Source organism: Tomitella fengzijianii, assembly GCF_007559025.1.
Lineage (GTDB): Bacteria > Actinomycetota > Actinomycetes > Mycobacteriales > Mycobacteriaceae > Tomitella > Tomitella fengzijianii.
The window spans coordinates 1,328,027-1,354,009 of sequence record NZ_CP041765.1 but is presented as its reverse complement, the minus strand read 5'-3'; the positions used below and the strand labels follow the sequence as shown (position 1 = coordinate 1,354,009).

Below are 25,983 nucleotides of genomic sequence, written 5' to 3'. Positions count from 1 at the left end.
CCGCGACCGTCAATCAGCGATGCCGTCTTGACTCCACCAGGGCTCACCGCCGCCGGCCCACGACTCGAGGTCCACTCTGCGCCCGGGCGGCGGCACGACAGCGTCGGTCCGGACGCCGGGTGCACCCGCCCGGCCCCGGACCGCCTCGAGCAGCCGGACGATGGGCTCGGACCACGTGTGCGGGGCCAGGTCGAACGTCGCCCAGTGCACCGGGAGCAAGGTGGTGGTGCGACCGCCGGGGTTGAGGTCGACGCACGCGGCGACGGCCTCCTCCGGCGTCATGTGGATGTCCGGCCACAGCGCCGAGTACGCCCCGATGGGCAGCACCGTCAGGTCGAACGGTCCGTGCGCGTCGCCGGCCGCCGCGAACGCCGTCGTGCCACCGCTGTCGCCGCCGAAGAACACCCGCTTCCGCGCTCCTGCCATGCTCCAGCCGGCCCACTGCGTCCCGTCGCGCCGGAGCCCGCGCCCCGAGAAGTGCCGCACCTCGCACGACGTGAAGGACAGCCCCGCCACGACCGCCGACGCACCCCAGTCCAGTTCCACGATGCGGGCACCGTCGATGCCCCACTTCCGCAGGTGCGCCGCAACCCCCATCGGCACGATGAACGTGCAGTCCTGCGTCCGCGCCAAACGGACCACCGTGGCGCGCTCGAGATGGTCGTAGTGGTCGTGGGAGATCACCACCGCGTCGATCTGCGGCAGCCCCGAAGCCATCACCGGCGGACGGTGCAGGCGACGCGGGCCGATCCACCGGGACGGGGAACAGCGCTCACGCAGGACCGGATCGGTCAGCACCCGCCGCCCCTCGATCTCCAGAAGCACCGTGGCGTGTCCCAGCCAGGTCGCCGCCGACTCCCCCGCCGCCGCGCCGAAATCCGGCACGATCACCGGAACCGCCCGCGCAGGCCTCCTGCGGTCGCCCACCCGGCGCATCTCACGGACGCCGCTCCACAGCGCCCCGGGCTCGAACGCCGTCGACGTTTCGGAATTGCGGAACCGCGCACCCCGGGGCGCCGCGGCCCCGATCTCGCCCCGCACGTGGCGCAGCTCGCCGGCCAGCACCGCCGCCGCGCCCGCAGCGCCGGCGCACGCGATCGCCGCGGCCGCCCGGCGACCGCGGCGATCGCGACCGGTCGGCCGCACGGCGGTCATGCCCCCTGGAACCGGGGTGCGCGGCCCTCGCGTCGCGCCCGGCTCGCCTCCGACTTGTCCTCGCTGGCCCAGACCTTGTTGAACAGCTCCGTCTGCTCGTCCGAGGCCTTGGACCGGCCGCCGTCGTCGTTGAAGACCATCTTCAGGTGCTGCAGGCTCAGCGGGGCGAAGCCCGCCAACTCCGCCGCCCACTCCCGGGCCGCCGCCACGTCGCCGATCCGATTCGCAAGGCCCAGCGCACCCGCACGTTCGCTGTCCAACTGCTCCGCGCCCAAGAGCATCGTGCGCGCGTGGCCTCCGCCGACCATCTCGGTGAGCTTGCGGACGGTCCAGTTGTGCACGGCGAGGCCCACCTTGACGACGGGAATCTGGAAGCGCGCACCCTCGTCGACCACACGCAGGTCGCAGGCCATGGCCAGCTGGGTGCCAGCCCCGATGGCTGGACCGTTGACCGCGGCGATCACCGGAACCGGCACCTGCTCGATCGTGTGCAGCATGTGCACCAGCGCCAACGGGAATCGGCTGCTGTACACATCGCCGGACAGGTCCGCGCCGGCGCAGAACGCGCTGCCCGCACCGGTGATCACGACGGCACGCGCGCCGTCTGCGGCGGCCGCCGCCACCGCCTCACGGATCGCGTCGCACATCGACGTGTTCAGCGCATTGCGCTTGTCCTGCCGCTGCAACTCCAGCACCGCCACGGCACCCTCGTGCAGCACGCCGACCTTCGCGGATTCCGCGTCGGTTCCAGTCACCCGTCCACTCCTCTCCCGTTCGCCGCCGGCGCACCGTCTACTCGCCGGTAGCCGCTCATCCTGAAGATACAGTCACGCACCGGCCCTGACGGTAGCGTCTGGGACACCACCGCGGAGGAACCCGATAGGAGGCGGCCCATGCCCGCACCCGGCGCGGCGCCCGAGCACATCACCGCACACGCCATGATCGAGGCCGTCGTCGACGAGGACTCGTACGCAACCTGGGACTCCGCCCCGGTGCTGCCGGCCACCACCGACGCGTACGCCGACTCGCTGCGCCGCGCCCGCGAGCGCACCGGCGTGGACGAATCGGTTCTCACGGGCGAGGCCACCGTGGACGGCCGCCGGGTGGCGCTGATCGCCTGCGAGTTCGGGTTCCTCGGCGGATCCATCGGCGTTGCCGCGGCCGAGCGCATCACCGCCGCCATCGAACGCGCGACCGCGGAAGGACTGCCGGTGATCGCCTCGCCCACCTCCGGCGGCACGCGCATGCAGGAGGGCACCACGGCTTTTCTGCAGATGGTCAAGATCGCGGCGGCGGCACAGAACCACAAGGCAGCGCACCTTCCGTACCTCGTCTACCTGCGCAACCCGACGACCGGCGGCGTCTTCGCCTCCTGGGGCTCGCTCGGCCACATCACCGTGGCGCAGCCGGGCGCCCTGATCGGCTTCCTGGGCCCCCGCGTGTATGCCGCGCTCTACGGCGAAGAGTTCCCGGACGGGGTGCAGACCGCGGAGAATCTGTTCCGCAACGGCATCGTCGACGGCGTCGTGGCCCCTTCCGACCTGCGCCCGCTGCTGGTTCGCGCGCTGCGGGTGCTCGCCGGGAGCCCGGAACCCCCATCGCACGCCGCAGGCCCGCACGCCGGGCCGGATCCCGAGGCGCACGTCGTCTCGAGCTGCACCGACGTCCCCGACGTCCCCGCATGGCAGTCGGTCATGTTGTCCCGGCACGGTGATCGGCCGGGCATCCGCGCCCTGCTCGCGCACTCCGCCGCCGATCTCGTCGCGCTCAGCGGCACCGGCCAAGGCGAGGTGGAGAGCGCGATGGTGCTTGCGCTGGCGCGGATCCACGGCGTACCCGCCGTGGTGTTGGGACAGGACAGAGTGGCGCAGACGCCCACGACGCCGATGGGTCCGGGGGCGCTGCGGGAGGCACGCCGGGCGATGCGGCTGGCCGAGCAGTTGCGGCTGCCCCTCGTGCTCGTCATCGACACTGTCGGCGCGGCGCTGTCCGTCGCGGCCGAGGAGCGCGGCCTGGCCCCGGAGATCGCGCGCTGCGTAGCCGACCTGGTGACGCTGCGCACGGCCACCGTGTCGATCATTCTGGGGCAAGGCAGCGGCGGCGGTGCGCTGGCGCTGCTGCCCGCCGACCGCGTGCTGGCCGCGCAGCACGGGTGGCTGGCGCCGCTGCCGCCGGAGGGGGCGAGCGCCATCGTGCACCGCGACACGGCACACGCCCCGCAGATGGCAGGCGAGCAGGGCGTCCGCTCACGCGACCTGCTGCGCGACGGGATCATCGACGCGGTCGTCCTCGAAGAAGCCGGCGAAGGCCCCGCGGAGCTCGTCGCCCGCGCCGGCGCCGCGATCGCCGCCGAACTGCGCGCGCTCGCCGATTTCGGCGACGACGACCGGATGCGTGCCCGGCTGAACCGGTACCGGCGCCTGGGGCTCCCCTGACCGCGTGACCCCTGACCGCGTTTGGTGGACATCTGGTCGGAATTCGGCCGATTTCCAGCCAGAAGTCCACCAAACGCGGCGATGCGCCCACCCCCGTGAAGGGGTGAAGACCCCGCCGCGTCCCGCCAGGGCTGACATTGTGACCGTCGGCACAATACTGTGGTCGTATCGGGCTCGAACCTGAGGAGCCACAGGGTTCGAGCACATCGGACTACCCGAGTCGAGGTGGGAAATGACCAGCAACGGGCAGGGCGGCCACGGTCCGCGCACCGGCGCATACACGCAGGCCTACGACGCGTCGATCACCACGCCGGACGAATTCTGGCTGACCGCCGCGCGCGGGATCGAGTGGTCGGCGCCCCCGACCCGCGCCCTGGACGCCGAAGCCTCGGAGTCCGGCCGCTGGTTCCCGGACGGCCGGCTCAACACCTGCGCCAACGCGCTCGACCGCCATGTGGCCGCGGGACACGGCGACCGCGCCGCGTTGATCTACGACTCCGCGGTGCTCGGCGAGCAGCGCACCTACTCGTATGCGGAGTTGCTCGACGAGGTCTCGCGGTTCGCGGGCGTGCTCGCCGCTCAGGGCATCGGCCACGGCGATCGCGTCGTCATCTACATGCCGATGATCCCCGAGGCGGCCATCGCCATGCTCGCCTGCGCGCGTCTGGGCGCAGTGCACTCGGTCGTCTTCGGCGGTTTCGCCGCAAAGGAACTTGCCGCGCGCGTCGAGGACGCCGAGCCCAAAGCGCTCGTCACGGCCTCCGGCGGCATAGAACCCGCGCGCCGCGTGCCGTATCTGCCGATGGTCCGCCAGGCGCTGGAGATGACGGCGTCCGCCCCGCAGACGGTGATCGTCAAAAAGCGCGAGCAGGTCGCCGGCTCCGCCGAGGACCACCCGGACTGGCTCGATTGGGACGGGCTCATGGCCGATGCCGAACACGCCGAACCCGTCGCCGTCGCGGCGACCGACCCGCTCTACGTCCTCTACACCTCCGGCACCACCGGCAAGCCGAAGGGCGTGGTGCGCGACAACGGCGGCTACGCGGTGGCTCTCCACTGGTCGATGGCCAACATCTTCGACATCCGCGCAGGCGATACGTGGTGGTGCGCCTCCGACGTCGGCTGGGTCGTCGGGCACTCCTACATCGTGTACGCCCCGCTGCTCGCCGGCGCCACCACGGTGCTCTACGAGGGCAAACCCGTGGGCACCCCCGACGCCGGCGCCTTCTGGCGGGTCATCGCCCAGCACGGCGTCAAGGCGCTGTTCACCGCGCCCACCGCCGTTCGCGCCATCCGCAAGGTCGACCCCGACGCATCGCTGATGGGGCCGCACGACATGTCCTCGATGACGCACCTGTTCACCGCCGGCGAGCGACTGGACCCCGACACGTTCGAGTGGGCGGGCAAGGTCCTCGGCGTGCCTGTGATCGACAACTGGTGGCAGACGGAGACCGGCTGGCCGATCACCGCGAATCTCGTGGGGCTCGAGCCCATGCCCATCAAGCCCGGGTCGTCGACGGTGCCGGTGCCCGGCTACCGGGTGGAGATCCTCGACGACAAAGGCCGGCAGGTGGGCGCGGGCGAGGAGGGCAATATCGCGATCCGCCTGCCGCTGCCACCGGGCACGCTGACCGGGCTGTGGGGCGACCCCGAGCGCTTCCACGGGTCCTACATGGCGGCGTTCCCCGGGTACTACGCCACCGGCGACTCCGGCCGGATCGACGCGGACGGCTACGTCTTCGTCCTGGGCCGTTCCGACGACGTGATCAACGTGGCCGGCCACCGGCTGTCTACCGGCGGGATGGAGGCCGTGGTGGCGGGGCACCCGGACGTGGCCGAATGCGCGGTGATCGGCATCCACGACGACCTCAAAGGCCAGCGCCCCAGCGGCTACGTGGTGCTCAAGTCCGGGTCGACCATCGACGCGGACACGCTGCGTGAGGAGTTGGTGGCGCTCGTGCGCGACGAGATCGGGGCCGTCGCCTCGTTCCGGGACGTCACCGTGGTGGACGCCCTGCCCAAGACCCGCTCGGGCAAGATCCTGCGCAAGACCATGCGCCAGATCGTCGACAAGCAGGACGTGGTGGTGCCGTCCACCATCGAGGACATGGCCGTGCTCGAGGCGCTGGAGAAGCAGCTGGGCGACTGACTACACGGCCGGTGTGGAGGCGGATTGCAGCGCCGCACCGTGCGGAACCACCGCACCGGCCGCTTCGCCGCTGCCGGTGACCACGCTGACGACGGCGATGACGAACAGGAGCGCGGCGACGCCGACGGCGGCGAGCACGCCGCGCCGCACGGGCAGGCGGGGCGGCACCGGCGGCGGCGGGGCCATCGCGGCGCGCAGGTCGCCGGCCAGGTAGGCCTGGTTCGCCGCGTCGGCGCGGGCGGCCGTCGCCGCGTTCTGTTCACTGATGCGCCGCGCACGCACGCGCAACGGCCCGATCACCGCGTACCAGCCGAGCGCGCCCGCCAGCACCAGCGCGACGATCGCCGCGCCGGCCTCCCCGTCCAGGCCCAGGTCCACGACGCCCATGAGGAACACGGCGGCGAAGAACCCCGCGACCACCCGAAGATAAGGGTGCGACACCCGCATCGGCTACCTCCCACTGTGCCGTCGGAGAACTGTAGGCGCGCCGCATGGACGCCGGCCGGCGACAGACCGGCTCTCCCCGTAACGAGCAGAGTCTCGCACAGGCCTCCGACACGTTCCGGCGGCGTGACGTCATCGTGACCGGTGAGGCGGCGACGCGGCGACCGGCCGTCGATTACCGGGTGAATCCTCGGGGCGCTCACCGCACGAGTCCCGCCGGGCGCCCGCGCCGCACCTAGCGTCGGCAGCGGCACTCCGGACCGGGGTGTCCTGCCCTGTGAAAGGAACCCCATGTCGCACAGTCGACGTCCCGCAGAGCGGCGCCGCCGGCCGCTGATCCGCAGCGTTTCCGTAGTCGCGTCCGCGATCGCCGCCGCCACCGCGATCTCCACCGTGGCGCACGCCGCTCCGTCCGCCGGCCCGTTCGGGTCAACCGGCCTGCTCGGCTCCCTCGGCACGGGGTCGCTCCCGGGCGAACCGGGCACCAGCGGCCCCGCGGCGAACCTCCCGGACGGGTTCGACCTGCAGGCACACCGCGGCGGCCTCGGCGAGACCACCGAGGAATCACGGCGGGCGTTCGAGAAGTCCGTCGAGCTGGGCGTCACCACATTGGAGCTGGACATCGGCATCAGCGCGGACGGCGTGCCGGTGGTGTGGCACGACCCGGTGATCTCCGCGGGCAAGTGCCGCGACACCGCGCCCGCCACCGACGGCGATCCCGTGTTCCCGTACGTCGGTGACGCCCTCCACGACCTCACGTGGGATCAGCTGCAGACGCTCGCCTGCGACGTTCCGTTGCCGAACCACCCGGACGCGGAGGTGGTCGAGGGCAACACGCTCATCCGGCTCCGCGACGTGTTCGCCGTCGCCAAGGAGCGGAACGCGGACGTGCACTTCAACATCGAGACGAAGATCGAGGCGGACAGGCCCGGGCTCACCGCCTCGCCGCAGGAGTTCGTCGACACCATTCTCGCCGTAGTGCGCGACAAGGGCGTCACGGACAAGGTGATGATCCAGAGCTTCGACTGGCGGTCGCTGCCGCTGGTGCGCGCGGCGGAGCCGTCGATCCCGCTGGTGATGCTGTGGAACGACTCGAACTGGTTCTCCGGGTCCGAGTGGACCGGTCCCGTCGACTACGACGCGGCGGGCGGGGACATCCTCGCGGCGGCGGACACGCTCGGCGTCGAAGTCCTGTCCCCGTCGCACAAGCTCGTCGATGCACCGCTCATCGCCGCCGCGCACGACGCCGGCTACCGCGTGGTGCCGTGGACCGTCGACGACACCGCCCGCATGGGCGAGCTCCTCGACCTCGACGTCGACGGACTCATCACCGACTACCCGACTCGCCTGCGCGCCGTAATGACCGAGCGCGGAATGACACTGCCGCAGGCGTTCCCCGCGCAGTGACCGCGTGACCGGTGAGCGCGTGCCTACGGATTCCGGCTCCGGAACGTAGGCGCGCGCTCACCGGTGGGTGGATGCGAACGCGCGGGTGGTCTCCGCCAGGTGCGCCACGGTCCGGTCCGGGTCGCCGGGCTCGTCCGGGAAGACCTCGAGGCTGAACACCACCTCCGGCGCCGCCTGCCGCAGCGCCCGCGCGATGGCGGCGAGCGGCGCCTCGCCCTCCCCCAGCGGCAGCCGCCCCCGCATCGGCACGTACTCCTCGCCGGGCGCGGGCGTGCGACGATCGCTGAGCTGCGCCTCGACGACGGGGCACTCCGCGAGGCCGGCGATGTCGCCGAGCGCGCCGCCGTTGCGGAGAAAGTGCCAGCTGTCGAAGAGCACGCCCGCATTCGGCCGCGCCGCCCGGCGTGCGATGTCGAGTGCGGCGGCCAGGTCGGGGATGCCGGTGCCGGGGATGAACTCGAGCGCCACCGCCAGATCGATCCGCGCGGCGGCGTCGGCGACCTCGCGGACCGCGTCCGCCATCTCGTCGAGTGGAACAGCACTGCCCAGGTAGTGCGCCACGTTGAGCGCCCGCGCCCCGAGCGCCTCCGCCGCCTCGAGGCAGTCGTCCAGGCCCAGCGCGTAGTCGGCCCGCAGCCCCGGCGGCACGTCGCCGGGATCCGGCGCCCCGGGCAGCCGCGACAGCAATGCGTCCACCACGCCCACCCGCATGCCGGCGTCGTCGAACAACCCGCGCCATCCGGGATCGTCGCGGGCGGCCGCGAAGTACTGGCGGGGACGCACACTGACCTCGCGGAAACCGTGCCGGGCGGCGAGGGCCGTCAGATCCGCCAGGCCGGCGCCGGGGACGCACCCCCAGCACAGGGCGTAGCCGTCGAGCAGGGCGTAGCCGTCGAGCAGGTTGGAGCCGTCGAGCGGGTCGGGGCCGTCGTGGGCGTCCGGGCCGGAAGGGTGGGAGTGCATCATGCGCCCATTCTCGGTGCGATGGCCTCCATCTGGACGATAACCGCCTTGATCGCGGCGGGTTGCTCGTCCGACGGGTACCCGTGCTTATTGAGCAGTCGCTTGAGCGGCGACCACAGCGTGGACTTGACGTCCTCGCGCACCGTGCAGTCGGTGCGGACATCGCGCCGCGTGACCCCGACGAGGCCACGGGCGTGACGCGCCGGATGGGACCTCCGCGTTCAGCCGCGCCTGATCCCGTGCGCGAAGTACTCGCGCAGGCAGGGCTCGTGCTCGACGAGGGTGTTCCGCCTGATTGTCGGGTCGTTCTCGACTTCGATGCGGGCCATCCTCTCCTCCCCCGCACCCTCACGCGCGCACGTCGATCTCCGGCCTCCCGTCGGGCACGGTGATCGTGGCCCGGGTGCGCACCGGACGGCCGGGCACGGTCACTTTGTCGGTCACTCTCAGCTGCGCCTGCCACCGGTCCGGCCGCAGCTCGCAGAGCACGTATCCGCGCTGGGCGCTGCCGAACTTCATCGCGGGATTGTTCGCGAGGAACTCCTCGTTCGCCTTGTCGCTGTCCGCGCCGTCCTTACCGGAGGAGATGGACGTGCCGGCGATCTCCACGCCGACCGCCGGCGACGAGTCGTCGCGATAATCGCGGCGCAGCTCGGAGACGGTGGTGCGGTGGATGTCGCCGACCATCGAGACGAGGTTGCGCACACCGCGATCCCGCGCGCCGTCCAGGACCCGGTGCCGCGACGCCTCATACCCGCTCCAGCCGTCCATGCCGACCTGGCGCTCACCGTCCCGGATCCGCGGCAGGTCGGTGATGACGGTCTGGTGCGCCAGGAAGTTCCAGCGGGCGTGCGACCTGTCGAACCCGTCGAGGATCCACTGCTCCTGCTCCCCGCCGGTGATCGTGCGCCCCGGGTCGGCGGTGACCTTGTCCTGCACGTGCTGGCCGTCTCCGTGCGCCTGGTCGCTGCGGTACTGGCGGGTGTCGAGCACGGAGAACGACGCCAGACTGCCGTATTCGTAGCGCCGGTACAGGCGCATGTCCGGCCCCGACGGTGGCAGCACCCGGGTGGGTGTGTGCTCCCACCACGCCCGGAAGGCCTGCGCGCGCCGCTCGAGGAACGCACGCGGGTCGGCGCCCTCGTCCTGCGAGATCGCCGACGCCCAGTTGTTGTCCACCTCGTGGTCGTCGATGGTGTGGATCCACGGCGCAGCGCGGTGCGCGCTCTGCAGGTGCTCGTCGCTCTTGAACAGCCCGTAGCGCAGCCGGTAGTCCTGCAGCGTCGTCGTCTCCCGGCGCACCTCCGGGCTCAGTCCGTCGAGCGGGCGCACGGAGTCCTTCGGCAGGTCGTACTCGTAGATGTAGTCGCCGAGGTGGAACACCACATCCAGGTCCTGCGCGGCCATGTCCGCGTACGCCGTGAAGTAACCCTGATACCAGGCCTGGCAGGACGCCCAGGCGAAGGCCACCGCGCCGACGTCGGCCCCCGCTGCGGGCGCCGTCCGCGTGCGGCCGACGGGAGAGAGCTCCCCCAGCGCCCGGAACCGGTAGAAGTAGCGGCGCCACGGTTCGAGCCCCCGCACGTCGACGTGCACGGAGTGCGCCGCGGCCGGCAACGCCACGTCGGTGCCGCGGGCCACGACGTCCCGGAAGCGCTCGTCGCGGGCCACCTCCCAGTCCACCGGCACCGGTACGGGCGGCACCCCGCCGCCCGGTACCAGCGGATCGGTCGTCACGCGGGTCCACAGGATCACCGAATCCGGCAGCGGGTCGCCCGACGCCACGCCGAGCGCGAACGGATGACCGCCTCCGAGGCTTCCGGCGCTGCCCAGCGAACCGGCCGCGGGGGCGGCCGCGGCGTCGGGCCCGGACAGCATCGCGGGGGTGAACGCCGCCGCGCCCACCAGGGCGCTCCACGTGAGGAAGCCACGGCGCGTGGTGCCGCCGGAGACGGAAAGGTCGGGCAGGGATATCTCTGGTCTGCTCATGGTCCCCGAGTCAAGTCGCCCGTCTTCACCGGGACGCGGATCCGAGCCGAAGCGGAAGCGACCTTCCGATGAAATCCCGCCCCGCCCCGCCGGCGTGATCCCCTCGAACGGGGGTGGCGCAGGAACGCGGAGATCCACTCCCGCAGCGCATGATCCGCGTCACCGTTGCTGATGATCCCGCAGGTGGCACTACATGCCGCACCATGCATATCCACTTCTTCCTGTCCAGGCCCGTTTCAGCATCCGGGCTCGCCGTGCGCCCACGTGGCCTACTGTGAAATCGCCGCTGTCCGTGCACTCGCCGGTCCGAACGCCACGACCTGACGGGATCGGTCCGGACAAGAGCGGGTCGGACAAGAGCGGGTCGGACAGGACGGGCCGGACGCAGCCGCGTCGACCGGCCCGTACTCGTCTCCGCGGCGGGGCATACGTCAGCCTGCGAAAGGAATCCGCCACGTGAGTGCCACCACGATCGAGTCCTCCGATCCGGCCGACGTCGACGAAGCGCCCGACCGGGCGCGGACCAACTGGCGGGTGTTCGTCCCCGCGGCGACGGTCACCCTGGCGATCACCCTCTGGGCGCTCATCGCGCCCGAGAACGCGGAATCGGTGCTCGGCAGCGTCGTCACCTGGACGTCGGACTGGTTCGGCTGGTTCTACGTGGCGCTCGTCGCCGTGGTGCTGGTCTTCGTCATCTATCTGGCCGTGTCCCGGTACGGCGGAATCAAGCTCGGCCCGGCGCACTCCCAGCCCGAGTTCGGACTGATGTCGTGGGCGTCGATGCTGTTCGCCGCCGGCATCAGCACGGACCTGATGTACTTCGCCGTCTCGGAGCCCGTCACCCAATACCTCGACCCTCCCAGCACCGCGCCGGAGACCGTCGACGCCGCACGCGAGGGCGTCGCGTGGACCCTCTTCCACTACGGCGTCAGCGGCTGGGGCCTCTACGCGCTGATGGGCATCGCGCTCGCCTACTTCGCGTACCGCAAGAACATGCCGCTGGCCATCCGCTCCGCCCTTGCGCCCGTGTTCGGCAAGCGCGTCAAGGGGGCCCTGGGCGACACGGTCGACTTCGCCGCGCTGCTCGGCACGATCTTCGGCGTCGCGACATCGCTGGGCATCGGCGTGGTCATGGTCAACGTGGGCCTGCAGATGGTGTTCGGCATCCCGATCGGCACCGGCACGCAGATCGCCATCGTCGTCGTCGGCGTCGCCGTCGCCACGCTGTCCGCCATCTCCGGCGTGGACAAGGGCATCAAGATGCTCTCGCTTCTCAACGTGTTCCTGGCGCTCGCGCTGAGCATCTGGGTGCTGGTGATGGGCAAGACCCGGTTCCTGCTCGACGCCCTCGTGCTCAACGTCGCCGACTTCTTCCGGCTCTTCCCCGGCATGGTCGGCCAGACCTTCGCCTACGAGGACACCGGCACCTGGATGACCGACTGGACGGTGTTCTTCTGGGCGTGGTGGATCGCGTGGGCCTCGTTCGTGGGCCTGTTCCTGGCCAGGATCTCCCGCGGACGCACCATCCGGCAGTTCGTCCTGGGCACGCTGACGATCCCGTTCCTCTACATCCTCATGTGGGCGTCGATCTACGGCAATTCGGCGCTGGACCTGGTGCGATCGGGCGATGACGAGTTCGGGGAACAGGCGGTGCTCGAACCCGAGGGCGCCTTCTACGAACTGCTCAACAACTATCCGGCGTTCGTCGCCGTCGCGGCCGTGGCCACCTTGACCGCGCTGCTGTTCTACGTGACCTCCGCGGACTCGGCCGCGCTGGTGATGGCGAACCTGTCGTCTAAGCTGCCCAGCCCGCAGCACGACGGCCGGCCCGCGCTGCGCATCTTCTGGGCCCTGGCCACCGGCACGCTCACCGTGGCGATGCTCATCGTCGGCGGGGTCGGAGCACTGCAGAGCGCCACGGTGATCATGGGGCTGCCCTTCGCCTTCGTCATCATCCTCGTGATCATCGGTCTGTACCGCTCACTGCGGGTCGAGTCGTTCCGGGTGGAGAGCGCCCAGCGGAGCCTGCCGGGTTCGCTGTCCGGCCGCACCAGGAACGAACGCACGCAGTCCTGGCGGCACAGACTCGGACGGGTACTCAGTCTCCCCGGTGAGGAGCGGGCGCGCGATTTCGAACGGAACGTGCTCCTGCCGAGCCTCGGCGAGGTGGTCGACGAGCTGCGCAGCCGCGGTATCGACGCGCACTGCGGGCCGATCGCGTCGCCGGGGGCGCCGGAGACGGACGGAGGCCCCGGGGAGGACGAGCTGATCGAGCTCGAGGTGGGTTCGGAGGGCACCACGCCGTTCCACTACCAGGTGTGGCGCCGACGGGTCGCCGTGCCCGCCTACGGGATGAGCCTGCCGCGCACCTCCGACGAGTACCTCCGTATGGAGGTGTACGTGGACGGCGGCACCGGTCAGGGCTACGACATCATGGGTTTCACCAAGGACCAGATCATCGAAGACGTCCTGGACCAGTACGAACGGCATCTCGGTTTCCTGCGCATCAGGGAGAGCTCCACCGGAGCGTGACCCGGCCGCACCGACACCCCCCCCGGCACCACCGACCCCACCGACATCACGAGGAGAAGGCACCCATGCCATCGACATTGTTCATCGACGGCCGGTGGACCGCGGCAGCGGACGGCGGCACGCGGGAGATCCACTGCCCCGCCGACGGCAGCCCGGTGGGCTCGGTCAGCGAGGCCACCCGTGAGGACACGGTCGCCGCCATCGCCGCGGCCCGCAGCGCCTTCGACGAGGGCGGTTGGAGCGGGACGCCCGCCGCCGAGCGCGGGGCGCTGCTGCTCGCGGTGGCGGACGTCATCGGCGGCACGCGCAAGGCGGAATTCGCGCGCGCGGAATCGCTCGACACCGGCAAGCGGCTGGTGGAGAGCGAGATCGACATGGACGACATCGCGGCGAGCTTCCGCTACTTCGGCCGGCTCGCCGGCCAGGAGGCCGGCCGCGTGGTGGACCCGGGCATCCCCGACGTCGCGAGCCGGATCGTGCACGAGCCGGTGGGCGTGTGCGGGATGATCACCCCCTGGAACTATCCGCTGCTACAGGTGGCCTGGAAGGTCGCCCCGGCGCTGGCGGCGGGCGACACGTTCGTGCTCAAGCCCAGCGAGCTCACCCCGCACACCGCCATCCTCCTGATGGACGTGCTCGACGGGCTCGGGCTGCCGGCGGGCGTCGGCAACCTGGTGCTCGGCGCCGGCGCCACTGCGGGCGCGCCGCTGTCGGAGCATCCCGACGTGGACCTGGTCTCGTTCACCGGCGGGCTCGCCACCGGCCGTGTCATCGCCGCGTCCGCCGCCCCGACGGTGAAGAAGGTGGCGCTGGAGCTCGGCGGCAAGAACCCCAACGTGGTTTTCGCGGACGCCGACTTCGACGCCGCCGTCGACAACGCCCTCAACGCTGCGTTCGTGCACAGCGGGCAGGTGTGCTCCGCCGGATCCCGGCTCATCGTCGAGGAGTCGATCCGCGACCGGTTCGTCGACGAGCTCGTCCGCCGTGCGCAGCAGATCCGCCTTGGCGGCCCGTTCGACGAGGCCGCCGAGACCGGGCCGCTGATCTCCGCGGCGCACCGCGACAAGGTCACCGCCTACGTGCAGGCCGGCATCGACGAGGGCGCGGTGCTGCGCTGCGGCGGCGAGTGGCCCGCGGGCGCACTCGAATCCGGCTTCTACTACACGCCGACCGTGCTCGACGCATGCCGCTCGGAGATGTCCGTGGTGCAGGACGAGGGCTTCGGGCCCGTGGTCACCGTCGAGACGTTCCGCACCGAGGACGAGGCGGTGGCCATCGCCAACGACACCTCCTACGGGCTGGCCGCAGGCGTGTGGAGCCAGGATGCCGGCAAGACCGAACGCGTCGCCGCACGTCTGCGGCACGGCACCGTGTGGATCAACGACTTCCACCCGTACCTGCCGCAGGCCGAATGGGGCGGGTACGGCATGTCCGGAAACGGCCGCGAGCTGGGGCCCACCGGCCTGGCCGAGTACCAGGAGACCAAGCACATCTACCAGAACCTGCGGCCCGCCGTCACCGGCTGGTTCCCGCAGCACTGAGCGAATCCCCGCTAAGGAGACCCCATGGCAGAGCAGCGTTTCGACTACGTCGTGGTCGGCGGCGGCAGCGCGGGCGCGGCGGTCGCGGTCCGGCTGAGCGAGGACCCGTCGGTGACTGTCGCGCTGATCGAGGCGGGCCCCAGCGACGTGGGCGACGACGCGATCCTGCAGCTCACCCGCTGGCCGGCGCTGCTCGAATCCGGCTACGACTGGGACTACCTGGTCGAGCCGCAGGAGCACGGCAACTCGTTCATGCGGCACGCGCGGGCGAAGGTGCTCGGCGGCTGCTCGTCCCACAACTCGTGCATCGCGTTCTGGCCGCCGGCCGAGGACCTCGACGAGTGGGCGGCCGACTGGGGCTGCACCGGCTGGGAATCCGAGAAGACGCTGCCGCTGGTGCGCGGGCTCGAGAACAACGACCAGCCCGGCGACCGCCACGGCCACGACGGCCCGGTGCGCATCCGCAACATCGCGCCCGAGGACCCGGCCGGGGTCGCCATCCTGGAGGCCTGCGCCCAGGCCGGCATCCCCACCGTCCAGTTCAACGACGGCACCGTGGTCAAGGGGGCCGGCTTCTTCCAGACGAACGCGCTGGACAACGGCGTACGCTCGTCGTCGTCCGTGTCCTACCTGCACCCCGTCATGGACACGCGTGCCAATCTGTCGGTGCTCACCGGCCGGTGGGCCAAGAAGCTCGTCATCGACGACAGCAAGCGCTGCACCGGGGTCCAGGTGCTGAACCCGGACCTCGTGCGCACCGACACCATCCACGCCGACCGCGAAGTCATCGTCTCGGCGGGCGCCATCGACTCGCCCAAGTTGCTGATGCTCTCCGGCATCGGCCCGGCCGCGCACCTGCGTGAGGTGGGCGTGGACGTGCTGGTGGACTCCCCCGGCGTCGGCTCGCACCTGCAGGACCACCCCGAGGGCGTCATCCAGTGGGACGCACGCAAGCCGATGGTCACCGAATCGCTGCAGTGGTGGGAAATCGGGATCTTCACGAACACCGTGGAGGGGCTGGACCGGCCGGACCTGATGTTCCACTTCGGCAACACCCCGTTCGACATGCACACAGTCCGGCAGGGATATCCGACGTCGGAGAACGCGTTCTGCCTGACCCCGAATGTGACGAAGGCACGCTCCCGCGGCACCGTCCGGCTGCGCAGCCGGGACTTCCGCGACAAGCCGAGGGTGGACCCCCGGTACTTCTCGGACCCGTACGACATGGACATCATGACCTACGGGATCAAGCTTGCGCGGGAGATCGTCGCGCAGCCCGCGATGGCCGAGTGGGCGGGCATGGAACTGTTCCCCGGCGATGCGGTGCGCACCGACGACGAGATCGCCGACTACATCACCCGCACCCACAACACCGTCTACCACCCGACGGGCTCCGTGCCGATGGGATCGCCGGACGATCCCGGCGCCCCGCTCGATCCACAGCTGCGGGTGAAGGGCGTACGCGGCCTCCGCGTCGCCGACGCGTCGATCATGCCGAACATCGTCGCCGTCAACCCCAACATCACGACGATGATGATCGGCGAGAAGTGCGCGGAGATGATCAGGAGCGACCAGTAGGGCCACGTCGTCACCTGCGGCCGCTCCCGAAGAGCGGACGCCGGCCCATGCCGCGGCGAGGTTAGACTGGCCTGGACCAGACCTTCGACCAGGAGTACCGATGCCGGACGACATATGCGGGCAGCGGCCGCCGAAGCGGCCGGTGAGGCTGTCCTCATGGTGAGGCTGGGCGAGCTCGAGTCGGCCGTCATGCAGGTTTTGTGGGCCAGCACTGAGCCGCTGCGGGTGCGCCAGGTTCTCGAGCGTCTCGACGCCCCCCGCACCCACGCCTACACCACGGTGATGACGGTCCTCGACAACCTGCACGGCAAGGGCATGGCGGACAGGACGCGCGACGGCCGCGCGTTCCTCTATCGTGCGGCCAAGTCCCGCCCGCAGTATGGCGCGGAGATGCTCCGTGAGGTGCTGTCCTCGAGTGGGGATCCGGAGAACGTGCTGCTGCACTTCGCGCAGTCCGCCACCGACGAGGAGTCGGCGTTCCTGCGCAGTGCCCTGCGCAAGGCCGGACGCGCCCGGCCCGCCGACACTGGACGGACTGCGACGTGATCGCCGCACTCGGCCTGCTGATCGCGACGCTCGTCGTCGGTTTCGGCGCGCCCCGATACCTGTCCGTCACGGTCGCGCCGGGGCTGCACCCACGCCTGGCGCTGGCCGCGTGGACAGCGTCGATGACGCTCGTGCTGGGCGCCCTGATCGCCGTCCCGGTGTCGTTGATGACCAAGCCGGGCCGCACCACCTTCGGCGCCGCCCACGTGTGCCTGCAGCAGTTGCGCGAGGACGGCACGCTCCCGTGGCTTCCCGCCGTGGAGGTTGCGACGACCGCCGCGCTCGGCGGGCTCGTGCTGTTCGTCGCGGTCACCGTGGCGCGCCGTCTGCGAACGCGCCGCACGTCCGAGGCCAAGCTGCTGCTCGAGGTGAATCGGCTCGCGGATTCCCGCACCGCGCACCGCGGGTTCCCCGTCCTGTGGGTCGATGCCGACGAGCCGGTCTGCTACAGCGTCGGCGGGGCGGCGCCGACGATCATCGCGAGCGGGCATATCCGCCGGTTGCCCACCGCCGAACGCGCCGCCGTACTCGACCATGAGGCGGCCCACCTGCATGGGCGGCACCACGCGCTGGTGGGGCTGGCGGAGGCGACGGCCGCCGCACTGCCGTTCATCCCGTTGTTCGCCCGGGCACCGGACGCCGTCCGCACGCTCGTCGAGTTCTCCGCGGACAATCGTGCCGCGCACAGCAATGGCGCAGGCACCGTCGGTGCCGCGCTCCTCACCGTGCATGAGTTCGCCGCGGGCACGCCGTATGCCGCGCCCGTGGCCGGGCTGGCACTGTCCGGTGATGCGGTGGCGGCACGACTGTGCTGGCTCAGCGCCTGCCCCGATCGCGGCCGCCGTCGCTGGGCGGCGGCGGACTACCCGCTCGCCGTCACCGTGGCCGTCGTGCCCGTGGTCGTTTCCATCGCATCGGCGCTCACCGCTGCGGCCATAGTGTGCCTGCGCCTGAGCTCCTGACCGGACCCAGACACTGCGCACCGCAACAGCCCGCGTGCGCCCGCCACACCGATCGTTCGTAACGCCGGCGCTCCGCAACAGGCACTGCCGACGGTTGCCGCACTCCTCGCCCCAGGGCAACTATGCAAAATAGTAGCCGTTTGGATACTATTCCGCCTAGTAGTTCGCTCGCATGAGTGGAACGCCCCGACGACGCAGAAAAACCGGACGGAGAATCGATGGACCCGCAGCCGGACGACAATCCTGACCGCCGCACTGCACGGGAGTCCCCTCCTGTTGCCGCGGCCGGACTTACGCGCAGGCGGATCGAGTACGCCGCCTTCGCCGTCGTCGTGGTCATCGCAGTGGTTCTGGGGATCGTCCTGTTCACCGGACAGGGCGAGGACGACGCGACCGCTGCGGGGGCGAACCCGGCATCGATCTCGGACGAGGACCGGGCATCCGCGGACGGCGGGGTCGGGCCGCTCGGCGATCTGGCTCGCAGGACCGAGGGAGACGCCCTCGCCATGGGGGCCGTCGACGCGCCGGTCGTCCTGGTGGAGTTCGCAGACTACCGTTGCCCGTTCTGCGCGAAGTTCAGCCAGGACATCAAGCCGGAGCTCATCGACCGGTACGTGGACAGCGGTCAGCTCCGGATCGAATGGCGGGATCTGCCCATCTACGGTGAGGAGTCCGCCCGTGCGGCACGCGCCGGGCGGGCCGCTGCCGCTCAGGGTCGCTTCTGGGAGTTCAACTCCGCCCTCTACGCCGCCGCACCGGAGTCCGGCCACGCAGAGATGAGCCCGGAGCGCCTCCGCGGCTTCGCCGTCGACGCCGGGGTGCCGGACATCGACCGGTTCATGGCGCAGATGAACAGTGACGATTTCGAAGCTCTGCTGCACGTCGACACGATGACGGCGCAGCGGCTCGGAATCCCCGCCACGCCCGCATTCTCCGTCAACGGTCATCCGATCCTCGGCGCGCAGCCGATCGACACCTTCACCTCGATGATCGACAGGCTCCTGGCCGAGCAGTAGAACCGTTGACGCCCGAGAACGCGTGACGCCGGAGAACGGGTCGCCCGGTGGCTACTCCTCGGCGTCGTCCGGTGTGCGCACACCGAGCAGATCGATGACGAACACCAAGGCCCGGCCGGAGAGCTGGTGGCCCGCCCCCGCCGGCCCGTAGCCCAGCTCCGGCGGGATGGTCAGCTGACGTCGACCGCCTACCCGCATTCCGGGGATGCCGTCCTGCCAGCCCTTGATGAGCCCGCGCAGCGGGAAGCGGATCGACTCTCCGCGGCTCCAGGACGAATCGAACTCCTCGCCGGAGTCGTACTCGACGCCCACGTAGTGGACGTCGACGATGTCGCCGGCCTGGGCCTCGGGACCGTCACCGACGACGATGTCCTCGACGACCAAGTCGTTCGGCGGGGGCCCCTCCGGGTACTCGACCACTGGCTTGGTCATTGCGATCACCTCTCGTCGTCGACGCTGCGACGTGTCTCATTGCTACTGGGTGTGCGGGAGCGACTGGTCGTCCCGGCGCGCCGGTGCACGCGGCTGCGGGTTACGACCGCTGCGAAAGGTCCACGTAATCGCGGGACGTGTGGCCGGTGTAGATCTGGCGGGGACGGCCGATCTTGGTGGCCGGGTCGTTGTGCATCTCCCGCCAGTGGGCGATCCAGCCCGGCAGGCGGCCCAGCGCGAACAGCACCGTGAACATGCGCGGCGGGAAGCCCATCGCCCGGTAGATCAGGCCGGTGTAGAAATCGACGTTCGGGTACAGCTTGCGCTCGATGAAGTAGTCGTCGTTCAGCGCCACCTCTTCGAGGCCCTTGGCGATGCCGAGGAGCTCGTCGTCCGGCGCCAGCTTGTCTAGGATCTTGTCCGCGGTCTGCTTGACGATCGCCGCGCGCGGATCGTAGTTCTTGTACACGCGGTGGCCGAAGCCCATGAGCTTCACGCCGTCTTCCTTGTTCTTCACGCGGCGCATGAAGTCCTTGGTGTCCCCGCCCGCGGCATGGATCTCGTCGAGCATCTCGAGCACCGCTTGGTTGGCGCCGCCGTGCAGCGGGCCCCACAGGGCGTTGATCCCGCCGGAGATCGAGGTGAACAGGTTGGCGTTGGACGACCCCACCAGGCGGACCGTCGACGTGGAGCAGTTCTGCTCGTGGTCGGCGTGCAGGATCAGCAGCATGTCCAGGGCCGCCGCGATCTCCGGATCGAGGTCGTACGGCTCCGCCGGAAGGCCGAAGGTCATCCGCAGGAAGTTCTCGACCAGCCCCATCGAGTTGTCCGGGTACAGGAAGGGCTGGCCCACCGACTTCTTGAAGGCGTACGCGGCGATGGTCGGCAGCTTGGCCAGCAGCCGGATGGTGGACAGCTCGACCTGCTCGGGATCGCCGGGGTCGAGCGAGTCCTGGTAGTACGCGGAGAGGGCGTTCACCGCGCTGGAGACCACCGGCATGGGATGGGCGTTGCGCGGGAATCCGTCGAAGAACCGCTTGAGGTCCTCGTGCAGCAGCGTGTGCCGGCGAATCTGCTCGGTGAAGGTCTCGAGCTGGGCGGCGGACGGCAGCTCGCCGTAGATCAGAAGGTAGCTGACCTCGATGAACGTGGAGTTCTGCGCGAGCTGCTCGATGGGGTAGCCGCGGTATCGGAGGATCCCGTTGCCGCCGTCGATGTAGGTGATCGCCGACGAGCACGAGGCGGTGTTGACGAACCCGGCGTCCAGCGTGACGAAGCCGGTGTCCGCCAGCAGCGAGCCGAGCGCGACGCCGTCGTTGCCCTCGGCCGCACGCACAACCCCCAGGGGCTGCTCACCGCCCGGATAGCTGAGTACGGCTTTCTGGTCATTCTCAGCAGACACAGAACATCCCTCTCCGATTGGTGACTCAGTAACGTGGAAGTCCTCGGCCCGGATAACCCCTGTTGGAGCATCGGTTCCCACCACAGAATCTAGTCACCCTCCGGGGGCGGTGCCCAAGCAGGTCCGCGTCCGGCCACCCGCGCAGCGCACGTCGATCCTGTGACCTGCGCACTTGGTTTCAGCCTACCGCGGCACGGGCCGATGCGGGCTACCCGCCGGTACCGAAGGCCGCCCGGACGCGCGGACCGGAACCCTGCCAGGCAGCGCCTCGCCCCGGACTGCACTTCGCGTGTGTCTTGCGTCATACTCGTGGGTAAGGGCCGCGAACCGGCCGTCGGACCCGCCAACCGCACAGCCCGACGACTGCGCGCCCGACGCCCGCGCAGCCCAACGCCCGCGCAGCCCGATACCCGCGCAATCGAAGATCCAGGAGCGCCACAATGCCGACCGCAGCCGACCTCCCCGAGGGCTTCTCCGAGGGCCTCGAGGGAGTCACCGCCTTCACCACGGAGATCGCCGAGCCGGACAAGGACGGCGGTCACCTGCGGTACCGGGGAGTCGACATCGACGACCTCGTCTCCCGCAAGATCACCTTCGGGCACGCCTGGGCGCTGCTCGTCGACGGCAGGTTCGGCCCCGGCCTCCCTCCGGCCGAGCCGTTCCCCTTGCCCATCCACACCGGCGACGTGCGGGTCGACGTGCAGGCCGGCCTGGCGATGCTGGCACCGATCTGGGGCTTCGACCCGCTGCTGGACACCACGGACGAGGACGCACGCGAACAGCTCGCCCGCGCATCGGTGATGGCCCTGTCCTACGTGGCCCAGTCGGCCCGCGGCATCTACCAGCCTGCCGTCCCGCAGACGGTGATCGACGAGTGCTCGACCATCACCGAGCGGTTCATGGTCCGTTGGAAGGGCGATCCGGACCCCCGCCACGTCCGCGCCGTCGACGCCTACTGGGTGTCCGCCGCCGAGCACGGCATGAACGCGTCGACCTTCACCGCGCGGGTCATCGCCTCGACGGGCGCGGACGTGGCCGCATCGCTGTCGGGTGCGGTGGGCGCCATGTCCGGCCCTCTGCACGGAGGCGCCCCTGCCCGGGTGCTGCCGATGATCGAGGAGACGGAACGCACCGACGACCCCCGCGGGCTGGTCAAGGGGATCCTGGACCGCGGCGAACGGCTCATGGGGTTCGGACACCGCGTCTACCGCGCCGAGGACCCGCGCGCCCGCGTGCTGCGTGCCACCGCGAAGGAGCTCGACGCGCCCCGCTACGAGGCCGCGGCGGCACTGGAGCAGGCCGCTCTTGCCGAACTGAGGGAGCGCCGTCCGGACCGCGCCATCGCCACCAACGTGGAGTTCTGGGCGGCGGTCATGCTGGACTTCGCCGAGGTCCCGCCGCAGATGATGCCCGCCATGTTCACCTGTGCCCGCACAGCGGGATGGTGCGCGCACATCATGGAGCAGAAGCGGCTGGGCAAGCTGGTGCGTCCGGCGGCGCTGTACGTGGGCCCCGGCCCGCGCGGGCCGGAGTCCGTCGAGGGCTGGGCCGAGGTCTTCGGCGGCTGAGCGTCCGACGGTGGAGCGTCCGACGGTGGAGCGTCCGCCGGCCGGGAATCCCGGCCGGCCCGCCCGGCCGCGCGGGCACTGCAGAGCACGCCGGAACGCCGGCAGTGGCGGCGCGGGCTAAACTCGGTCCTCGTACGGACCCCGACGACGAGGATGCTGCGACTCATGGCCGACCCCACCGCCCTGATCATTCCGGACGATCTCAAGCCTGCAGACGGCCGATTCGGCTGCGGGCCGTCCAAGGTCCGCCCGGAGCAGCTGCACACGCTCGTCGAGGTGGGTGCCGCGGTCATGGGCACCAGCCACCGCAAGGCCCCGGTAAAGGACGTGGTCGCCCGCATCCGCGGCGGCCTGCGCGACCTGTTCTCCCTGCCCGACGGCTACGAGGTGGTCCTCGGCAATGGCGGTTCCACCGCGTTCTGGGATGCCGCTGCCTTCGGCCTGATCCGCGAGCGCTCGCTGCACCTGAGCTACGGCGAGTTCAGCTCGAAGTTCGCCAAGGTGGCCGCGGGCAACCCCTTCATCGGCGACCCGATCGTGGTCGAGTCGGACTTCGGCTCGGCGCCGACGCCGACCGCCGACCCGTCGGCCGACCTCATCGCCTGGGCGCACAATGAGACCTCCACGGGCGTCGCCCTGCCGGTCCGGCGCCCCGAGGGCGCGGGCGACGCGCTCGTCGCCATCGACGCGACCTCCGGCGCCGGCGGCCTGCCCGTGGACATCACCCAGGCCGACGTCTACTACTTCGCGCCGCAGAAGTCCTTCGCCGCAGACGGCGGGCTGTGGATCGCGATCATGAGTCCGGCCGCGATCGCCCGCGTCGAGGAGATCAAGGCCTCGGGCCGATGGACCCCGGAGTTCCTGTCGCTCCCCGTGGCCGTGGACAACAGCCGCAAGGACCAGACGTACAACACTCCCGCACTGGCGACGCTGCTGCTGCTCGCCGATCAGATCGAGTGGATGAACGCCGGCGGCGGCCTGGACTGGACGACCGCGCGGACCGCCGATTCCTCCGCGCGCCTGTACTCGTGGGCCGAGGCCAGCGGGTTCGCGACGCCGTACGTCACCGACACCGCACTGCGGTCGCAGGTCGTGGGCACCATCGACTTCAACGATGACGTGGACGCCGCCACCGTCGCGAAGGTGCTGCGCGCCAACGGGATCGTCGACACCGAGTCGTACCGCAAGCTCGGACGCAACCAGCTCCGCATCGGCATGTTCCCGGCCATCGACCCCGACGACGTCACGCGCCTGACGCAGTGCATCGACTGGGTCGCCGCCAAACTCTGATTCCGCGGACTGCCGGGGCGGAGCGCAGCGATTGCGCTCCGCCCCGGCCGTTCTCCGTGCTCCTTGCGGCGGATGGGAAGCACGGTCCCATCCGCCACTTTCGCCCCCTGCGTCGCACTCGGGTACCTTTGGCACTTCAGTAATGTGCAACGACAGCAATGGCAAGCACCCCGACGCGTGTCCTCCCCGCGCAGTGGTCTCGACTCGGTTACGCTCGCCCTACCGGAAGCTGCCACAGGAGGTCTACGCGTGCGAGAACTTCAAGTGATCGGCATGGACGCGGGCGGCAAGAACGTCCTGCTCCAGGTGAAGGGCTCCGAAGACCGCTTCTCCGTCCCCGCGGACGATCGCCTGCGCGCCGCTGCGCGCGGTGACCTCAGCCGCCTGGGACAGATCGAGGTGGAGACGAGCAGCCAGCTGCGCCCGCGCGAGATCCAGGCACGCGTACGCGCCGGTGCCTCCGTCGCGGAGGTGGCGGAGCTGGCCGGAATTCCCGAGTCCCGAGTCGAACGCTTCGCACATCCGGTCCTGCTCGAGCGCGGCAACGCCGCGGACATGGGCCGCAAAGGGCATCCGGTGCGTTCCGACGGGCCTGCGGTGCAGACCCTCGAGGAGATCGTCACCATCGTCTTCCGTGCCCGCGGATTGGATCCCGAGGCGGGCGAATGGGACGCCTGGCGCACCGCGGACGGCGAGTGGGTGGTGCAGCTGTCGTGGTGGGCGGGGCGTTCGCGCAACTCCGCGCATTGGCGCCTGTACAAAGAGGGGCTCACGGGGACTCTCAATGCTCTCGACGACGCTGCCACGGAGCTGCTGGACCCCGACGTGAACCGGCCGCTGCGCCCGATCGCCTCGGTACCGGCGCCCACGTCCGCGCCGCACGTGGGCATCCACGGGCCCGATGTCGCCGGCGTCGAACCCGACTCGGATGCGGCGCCGGAGGTCGAGACCGCCGCTCCGCGCGTCGGCACCGAGCCCGGCGCGCAAGCGGGCGACGCCGGCGCGGCGCCGGCCGACGGCGTCGCAGCAGGCGACGGCGCGCGGCAGGATGACGCATCCGGGCGGGACCGCACCGGCACGGACCGCCCGTCCGCCGAGGACGCGGAGGCTCCTGCCGACGACGCCTCCCCGGCCGAGCCCCGCCCCGGTCGCGACGAGGAGTCCGAGGACGCGCTCATCCCGCACCCGAGCCCGCACACCCGCGGCAAGGCCCGCAAACACAAGCCGACGATGCCGTCCTGGGAGGACGTGCTGCTGGGAGTCCGCAGCAACGCCAACGGCTGAGGCCCCGTCCGCCGGCGCAGCATCCGGCCTCCGGTACCGAGGTGGTGTCCGGTACCGGAGGCCGGAATCACGTCCGCGCCCGTCGGCGTGCCGCCGCGACGGGACAGGATCAGACGTCGAGCGACCTGCCGATGATCTCCTTCATGATCTCGCTGGTGCCGCCGTAGATCCGCGTCACCCTCGCATCGGCATAGGCACGTGCGATCGGGTACTCCAGCATGAATCCGTAACCGCCGAACAGCTGCAGGCAACGGTCGACCGTGCGCCCCTGGAGCTCGGTGCACCACAGCTTGGCCATGGACGCGTCGACCGCGCTCAGTTCCTCCGCATTCAGCGACAGCACCGCCTGGTCCACATAGTGCTGGGCCACCTCGACCTCGGTGGCGATCTGGGCCAGCTCGTGCCGCGTCGTCGGCAATGCGCCCACCGAGTTGCCGAACACCTTGCGCTCGCGGACGTAGTCCTTGGTCCAGTCGAACGCGGCGCGGGCCGCTGCGACACCTGCGACGCCGATCGACAGGCGTTCCTGCGGCAGGTTCTGCATCAGGTGGGCGAAGCCCTTGCCCTCCTCCCCCAGCAGATTCGACGCCGGCACGCGCACGTCGTCGAAGAACAGCTCCGCGGTGTCCTGGGAGTGCAGGCCGAGCTTGGCGAGGTTCCGGCCGCGATCGAATCCGGCCATCCCGCGCTCGACGACGATCAGGCTGAGCCCCTTGTGCTTCTGACGCGGGTCCGTCTTGGCCGCCACGATCACCAGATCGGAGTTGATGCCGTTGGTGATGAACGTCTTGGAGCCGTTGAGCACGTACTCGTCACCGTCACGGATGGCCGTGGTCGCGATGTTCGCAAGGTCCGAGCCCACACCCGGCTCCGTCATCGCGATGGCCGAGATGATCTCCCCGGAGGCGATGCCGGGCAGCCAGCGCTTCTTCTGCTCGTCGTCGGCGAGGGAAAGGAGGTAGGGCAGGCAGATGTCATTGTGCAGAGTCAGGCCCAGGCCGGCGGCGCCCGCACCCGCGTAGGCGAACTCCTCGCCGATGATCATGTTGAAGCGGAAATCGGGGACTCCCCCGCCGCCGAACTCCTCGGGAATCGCCATACCGAGGAATCCTGCAGCACCGGCCTCGGTGAACAGTTCACGCGGAACTATCTGGGCCGACTCCCACTCGTCGATCCGGTCCACGACGTTGCGGGAGATGAATGTGCGCACGCTGTCGCGGAACGCATCGTGATCAGTGTCGAAAATTGTCCGGCGCATACTCAGTGAGGTTAGTCGCACGCCGCCGGTTT

Annotated in this window: 20 protein-coding genes and 1 pseudogene; 12 read left to right on the top strand and 9 right to left on the bottom strand. The window is 70.6% G+C overall.

Annotation, left to right across the window (positions count from 1 at the left end; all coding sequences use genetic code 11):
- Positions 1 to 9: 9 nt before the first annotated feature.
- Positions 10 to 1,155: an MBL fold metallo-hydrolase gene (locus tag FO059_RS06180; RefSeq protein ID WP_210416606.1), complete on the bottom strand. Its 1,146-nt coding sequence runs from the start codon at positions 1,153 to 1,155 to the stop codon at positions 10 to 12.
- Positions 1,152 to 1,910 (bottom strand): enoyl-CoA hydratase, encoded by a 759-nt coding sequence (locus FO059_RS06175; RefSeq protein WP_143907242.1) that lies wholly within the window; start codon positions 1,908 to 1,910, stop codon positions 1,152 to 1,154. Before FO059_RS06175 ends, FO059_RS06180 begins: the two co-directional genes overlap by 4 nt.
- A gap of 138 nt (positions 1,911 to 2,048) precedes the next feature.
- Between FO059_RS06175 and FO059_RS06170 the strand changes: the two genes are divergently transcribed.
- Positions 2,049 to 3,590: a carboxyl transferase domain-containing protein gene (locus tag FO059_RS06170; RefSeq protein ID WP_143907240.1), complete on the top strand. Its 1,542-nt coding sequence runs from the start codon at positions 2,049 to 2,051 to the stop codon at positions 3,588 to 3,590.
- A gap of 232 nt (positions 3,591 to 3,822) precedes the next feature.
- A complete protein-coding gene (locus tag FO059_RS06165) occupies positions 3,823 to 5,739 on the top strand; it encodes a propionyl-CoA synthetase (RefSeq protein ID WP_143907239.1) in 1,917 nt (638 codons plus the stop codon).
- Here FO059_RS06165 and FO059_RS06160 read toward each other — a convergent pair whose 3' ends face one another.
- A complete protein-coding gene (locus FO059_RS06160; RefSeq protein ID WP_143907238.1) occupies positions 5,740 to 6,186 on the bottom strand; it encodes a hypothetical protein in 447 nt (148 codons plus the stop codon).
- A gap of 288 nt (positions 6,187 to 6,474) precedes the next feature.
- On the opposite strand from FO059_RS06160, the gene FO059_RS06155 reads away from it, so the two are divergent.
- Complete coding sequence (locus tag FO059_RS06155; protein WP_143907237.1) at positions 6,475 to 7,590, top strand: glycerophosphodiester phosphodiesterase family protein; 1,116 nt, start codon at positions 6,475 to 6,477, stop codon at positions 7,588 to 7,590.
- A 57-nt stretch (positions 7,591 to 7,647) separates the two neighbouring features.
- On the opposite strand, the gene FO059_RS06150 is transcribed toward FO059_RS06155, so the two are convergent.
- From FO059_RS06150 to FO059_RS06140, 3 genes and pseudogenes are all read right to left on the bottom strand, one after another.
- Positions 7,648 to 8,556: a sugar phosphate isomerase/epimerase family protein gene (locus tag FO059_RS06150; RefSeq protein ID WP_143907235.1), complete on the bottom strand. Its 909-nt coding sequence runs from the start codon at positions 8,554 to 8,556 to the stop codon at positions 7,648 to 7,650.
- Positions 8,553 to 8,735, bottom strand: a pseudogene (locus FO059_RS06145) (type I restriction enzyme endonuclease domain-containing protein); the annotation flags it as partial. The pseudogene FO059_RS06145 and the gene FO059_RS06150, both read right to left, overlap by 4 nt.
- 166 nt (positions 8,736 to 8,901) lie before the next feature.
- The gene (locus tag FO059_RS06140) at positions 8,902 to 10,542 is read right to left on the bottom strand and encodes an alkaline phosphatase D family protein (RefSeq protein WP_143907232.1); all 1,641 of its coding nucleotides are present in this window, start codon (positions 10,540 to 10,542) and stop codon (positions 8,902 to 8,904) included.
- Between the two features lie 456 nt (positions 10,543 to 10,998).
- Between FO059_RS06140 and betT the strand changes: the two genes are divergently transcribed.
- The 6 genes from betT (at position 10,999) to FO059_RS06110 (ending at position 18,717) form a co-directional block, all read left to right on the top strand.
- The gene (gene betT / locus FO059_RS06135) at positions 10,999 to 13,074 is read left to right on the top strand and encodes a choline BCCT transporter BetT (RefSeq protein WP_143907230.1); all 2,076 of its coding nucleotides are present in this window, start codon (positions 10,999 to 11,001) and stop codon (positions 13,072 to 13,074) included.
- A 65-nt stretch (positions 13,075 to 13,139) separates the two neighbouring features.
- On the top strand, positions 13,140 to 14,615 hold the full coding sequence (locus tag FO059_RS06130; protein ID WP_143907228.1) for an aldehyde dehydrogenase family protein: 1,476 nt from the start codon (positions 13,140 to 13,142) through the stop codon (positions 14,613 to 14,615).
- A gap of 24 nt (positions 14,616 to 14,639) precedes the next feature.
- The gene (locus tag FO059_RS06125; protein ID WP_143907225.1) at positions 14,640 to 16,193 is read left to right on the top strand and encodes a GMC family oxidoreductase; all 1,554 of its coding nucleotides are present in this window, start codon (positions 14,640 to 14,642) and stop codon (positions 16,191 to 16,193) included.
- A 156-nt stretch (positions 16,194 to 16,349) separates the two neighbouring features.
- A complete protein-coding gene (locus FO059_RS06120; protein WP_143907223.1) occupies positions 16,350 to 16,739 on the top strand; it encodes a BlaI/MecI/CopY family transcriptional regulator in 390 nt (129 codons plus the stop codon).
- Entirely contained in the window at positions 16,736 to 17,701 is a 966-nt protein-coding gene (locus FO059_RS06115; RefSeq protein WP_143907221.1) for a M56 family metallopeptidase, read from the top strand. Before FO059_RS06120 ends, FO059_RS06115 begins: the two co-directional genes overlap by 4 nt.
- Positions 17,702 to 17,919: 218 nt before the next feature.
- A complete protein-coding gene (locus FO059_RS06110; protein ID WP_143907219.1) occupies positions 17,920 to 18,717 on the top strand; it encodes a DsbA family protein in 798 nt (265 codons plus the stop codon).
- 51 nt (positions 18,718 to 18,768) lie between these two features.
- Here FO059_RS06110 and FO059_RS06105 read toward each other — a convergent pair whose 3' ends face one another.
- Positions 18,769 to 19,149, bottom strand: coding sequence for an FKBP-type peptidyl-prolyl cis-trans isomerase (locus FO059_RS06105; RefSeq protein ID WP_143907217.1), 381 nt, complete (start codon positions 19,147 to 19,149; stop codon positions 18,769 to 18,771).
- A 100-nt stretch (positions 19,150 to 19,249) separates the two neighbouring features.
- A complete protein-coding gene (locus FO059_RS06100) occupies positions 19,250 to 20,551 on the bottom strand; it encodes a citrate synthase (protein WP_143907216.1) in 1,302 nt (433 codons plus the stop codon).
- A 440-nt stretch (positions 20,552 to 20,991) separates the two neighbouring features.
- Between FO059_RS06100 and FO059_RS06095 the strand changes: the two genes are divergently transcribed.
- The 3 genes from FO059_RS06095 (at position 20,992) to sepH (ending at position 24,693) form a co-directional block, all read left to right on the top strand.
- Entirely contained in the window at positions 20,992 to 22,119 is a 1,128-nt protein-coding gene (locus tag FO059_RS06095; RefSeq protein ID WP_143907214.1) for a citrate synthase 2, read from the top strand.
- Positions 22,120 to 22,284: 165 nt separating this feature from the next.
- Positions 22,285 to 23,409: a phosphoserine transaminase gene (gene serC / locus FO059_RS06090; RefSeq protein ID WP_143907212.1), complete on the top strand. Its 1,125-nt coding sequence runs from the start codon at positions 22,285 to 22,287 to the stop codon at positions 23,407 to 23,409.
- Positions 23,410 to 23,658: 249 nt separating this feature from the next.
- Positions 23,659 to 24,693: a septation protein SepH gene (gene sepH, locus FO059_RS06085; protein ID WP_199257039.1), complete on the top strand. Its 1,035-nt coding sequence runs from the start codon at positions 23,659 to 23,661 to the stop codon at positions 24,691 to 24,693.
- 109 nt (positions 24,694 to 24,802) lie between these two features.
- On the opposite strand, the gene FO059_RS06080 is transcribed toward sepH, so the two are convergent.
- Positions 24,803 to 25,951 (bottom strand): acyl-CoA dehydrogenase family protein, encoded by a 1,149-nt coding sequence (locus FO059_RS06080; RefSeq protein ID WP_143907208.1) that lies wholly within the window; start codon positions 25,949 to 25,951, stop codon positions 24,803 to 24,805.
- Positions 25,952 to 25,983 lie beyond the last annotated feature (32 nt).

Excerpts from the sequence above, each read along its gene's own strand:
- FO059_RS06180 (WP_210416606.1), bottom strand. The coding sequence starts at position 1,155 with ATGACCGCCGTGCGGCCGACCGGTCGCGATCGCCGCGGTCGCCGGGCG.
- FO059_RS06170 (WP_143907240.1), top strand. The coding sequence starts at position 2,049 with ATGCCCGCACCCGGCGCGGCGCCCGAGCACATCACCGCACACGCCATG.
- FO059_RS06165 (WP_143907239.1), top strand. The coding sequence starts at position 3,823 with ATGACCAGCAACGGGCAGGGCGGCCACGGTCCGCGCACCGGCGCATAC.
- FO059_RS06160 (WP_143907238.1), bottom strand. The coding sequence starts at position 6,186 with ATGCGGGTGTCGCACCCTTATCTTCGGGTGGTCGCGGGGTTCTTCGCC.
- FO059_RS06155 (WP_143907237.1), top strand. The coding sequence starts at position 6,475 with ATGTCGCACAGTCGACGTCCCGCAGAGCGGCGCCGCCGGCCGCTGATC.
- FO059_RS06150 (WP_143907235.1), bottom strand. The coding sequence starts at position 8,556 with ATGATGCACTCCCACCCTTCCGGCCCGGACGCCCACGACGGCCCCGAC.
- FO059_RS06140 (WP_143907232.1), bottom strand. The coding sequence starts at position 10,542 with ATGAGCAGACCAGAGATATCCCTGCCCGACCTTTCCGTCTCCGGCGGC.
- FO059_RS06130 (WP_143907228.1), top strand. The coding sequence starts at position 13,140 with ATGCCATCGACATTGTTCATCGACGGCCGGTGGACCGCGGCAGCGGAC.
- FO059_RS06125 (WP_143907225.1), top strand. The coding sequence starts at position 14,640 with ATGGCAGAGCAGCGTTTCGACTACGTCGTGGTCGGCGGCGGCAGCGCG.
- FO059_RS06120 (WP_143907223.1), top strand. The coding sequence starts at position 16,350 with ATGGTGAGGCTGGGCGAGCTCGAGTCGGCCGTCATGCAGGTTTTGTGG.
- FO059_RS06110 (WP_143907219.1), top strand. The coding sequence starts at position 17,920 with ATGGACCCGCAGCCGGACGACAATCCTGACCGCCGCACTGCACGGGAG.
- FO059_RS06105 (WP_143907217.1), bottom strand. The coding sequence starts at position 19,149 with ATGACCAAGCCAGTGGTCGAGTACCCGGAGGGGCCCCCGCCGAACGAC.
- FO059_RS06095 (WP_143907214.1), top strand. The coding sequence starts at position 20,992 with ATGCCGACCGCAGCCGACCTCCCCGAGGGCTTCTCCGAGGGCCTCGAG.
- serC (WP_143907212.1), top strand. The coding sequence starts at position 22,285 with ATGGCCGACCCCACCGCCCTGATCATTCCGGACGATCTCAAGCCTGCA.
- FO059_RS06080 (WP_143907208.1), bottom strand. The coding sequence starts at position 25,951 with ATGCGCCGGACAATTTTCGACACTGATCACGATGCGTTCCGCGACAGC.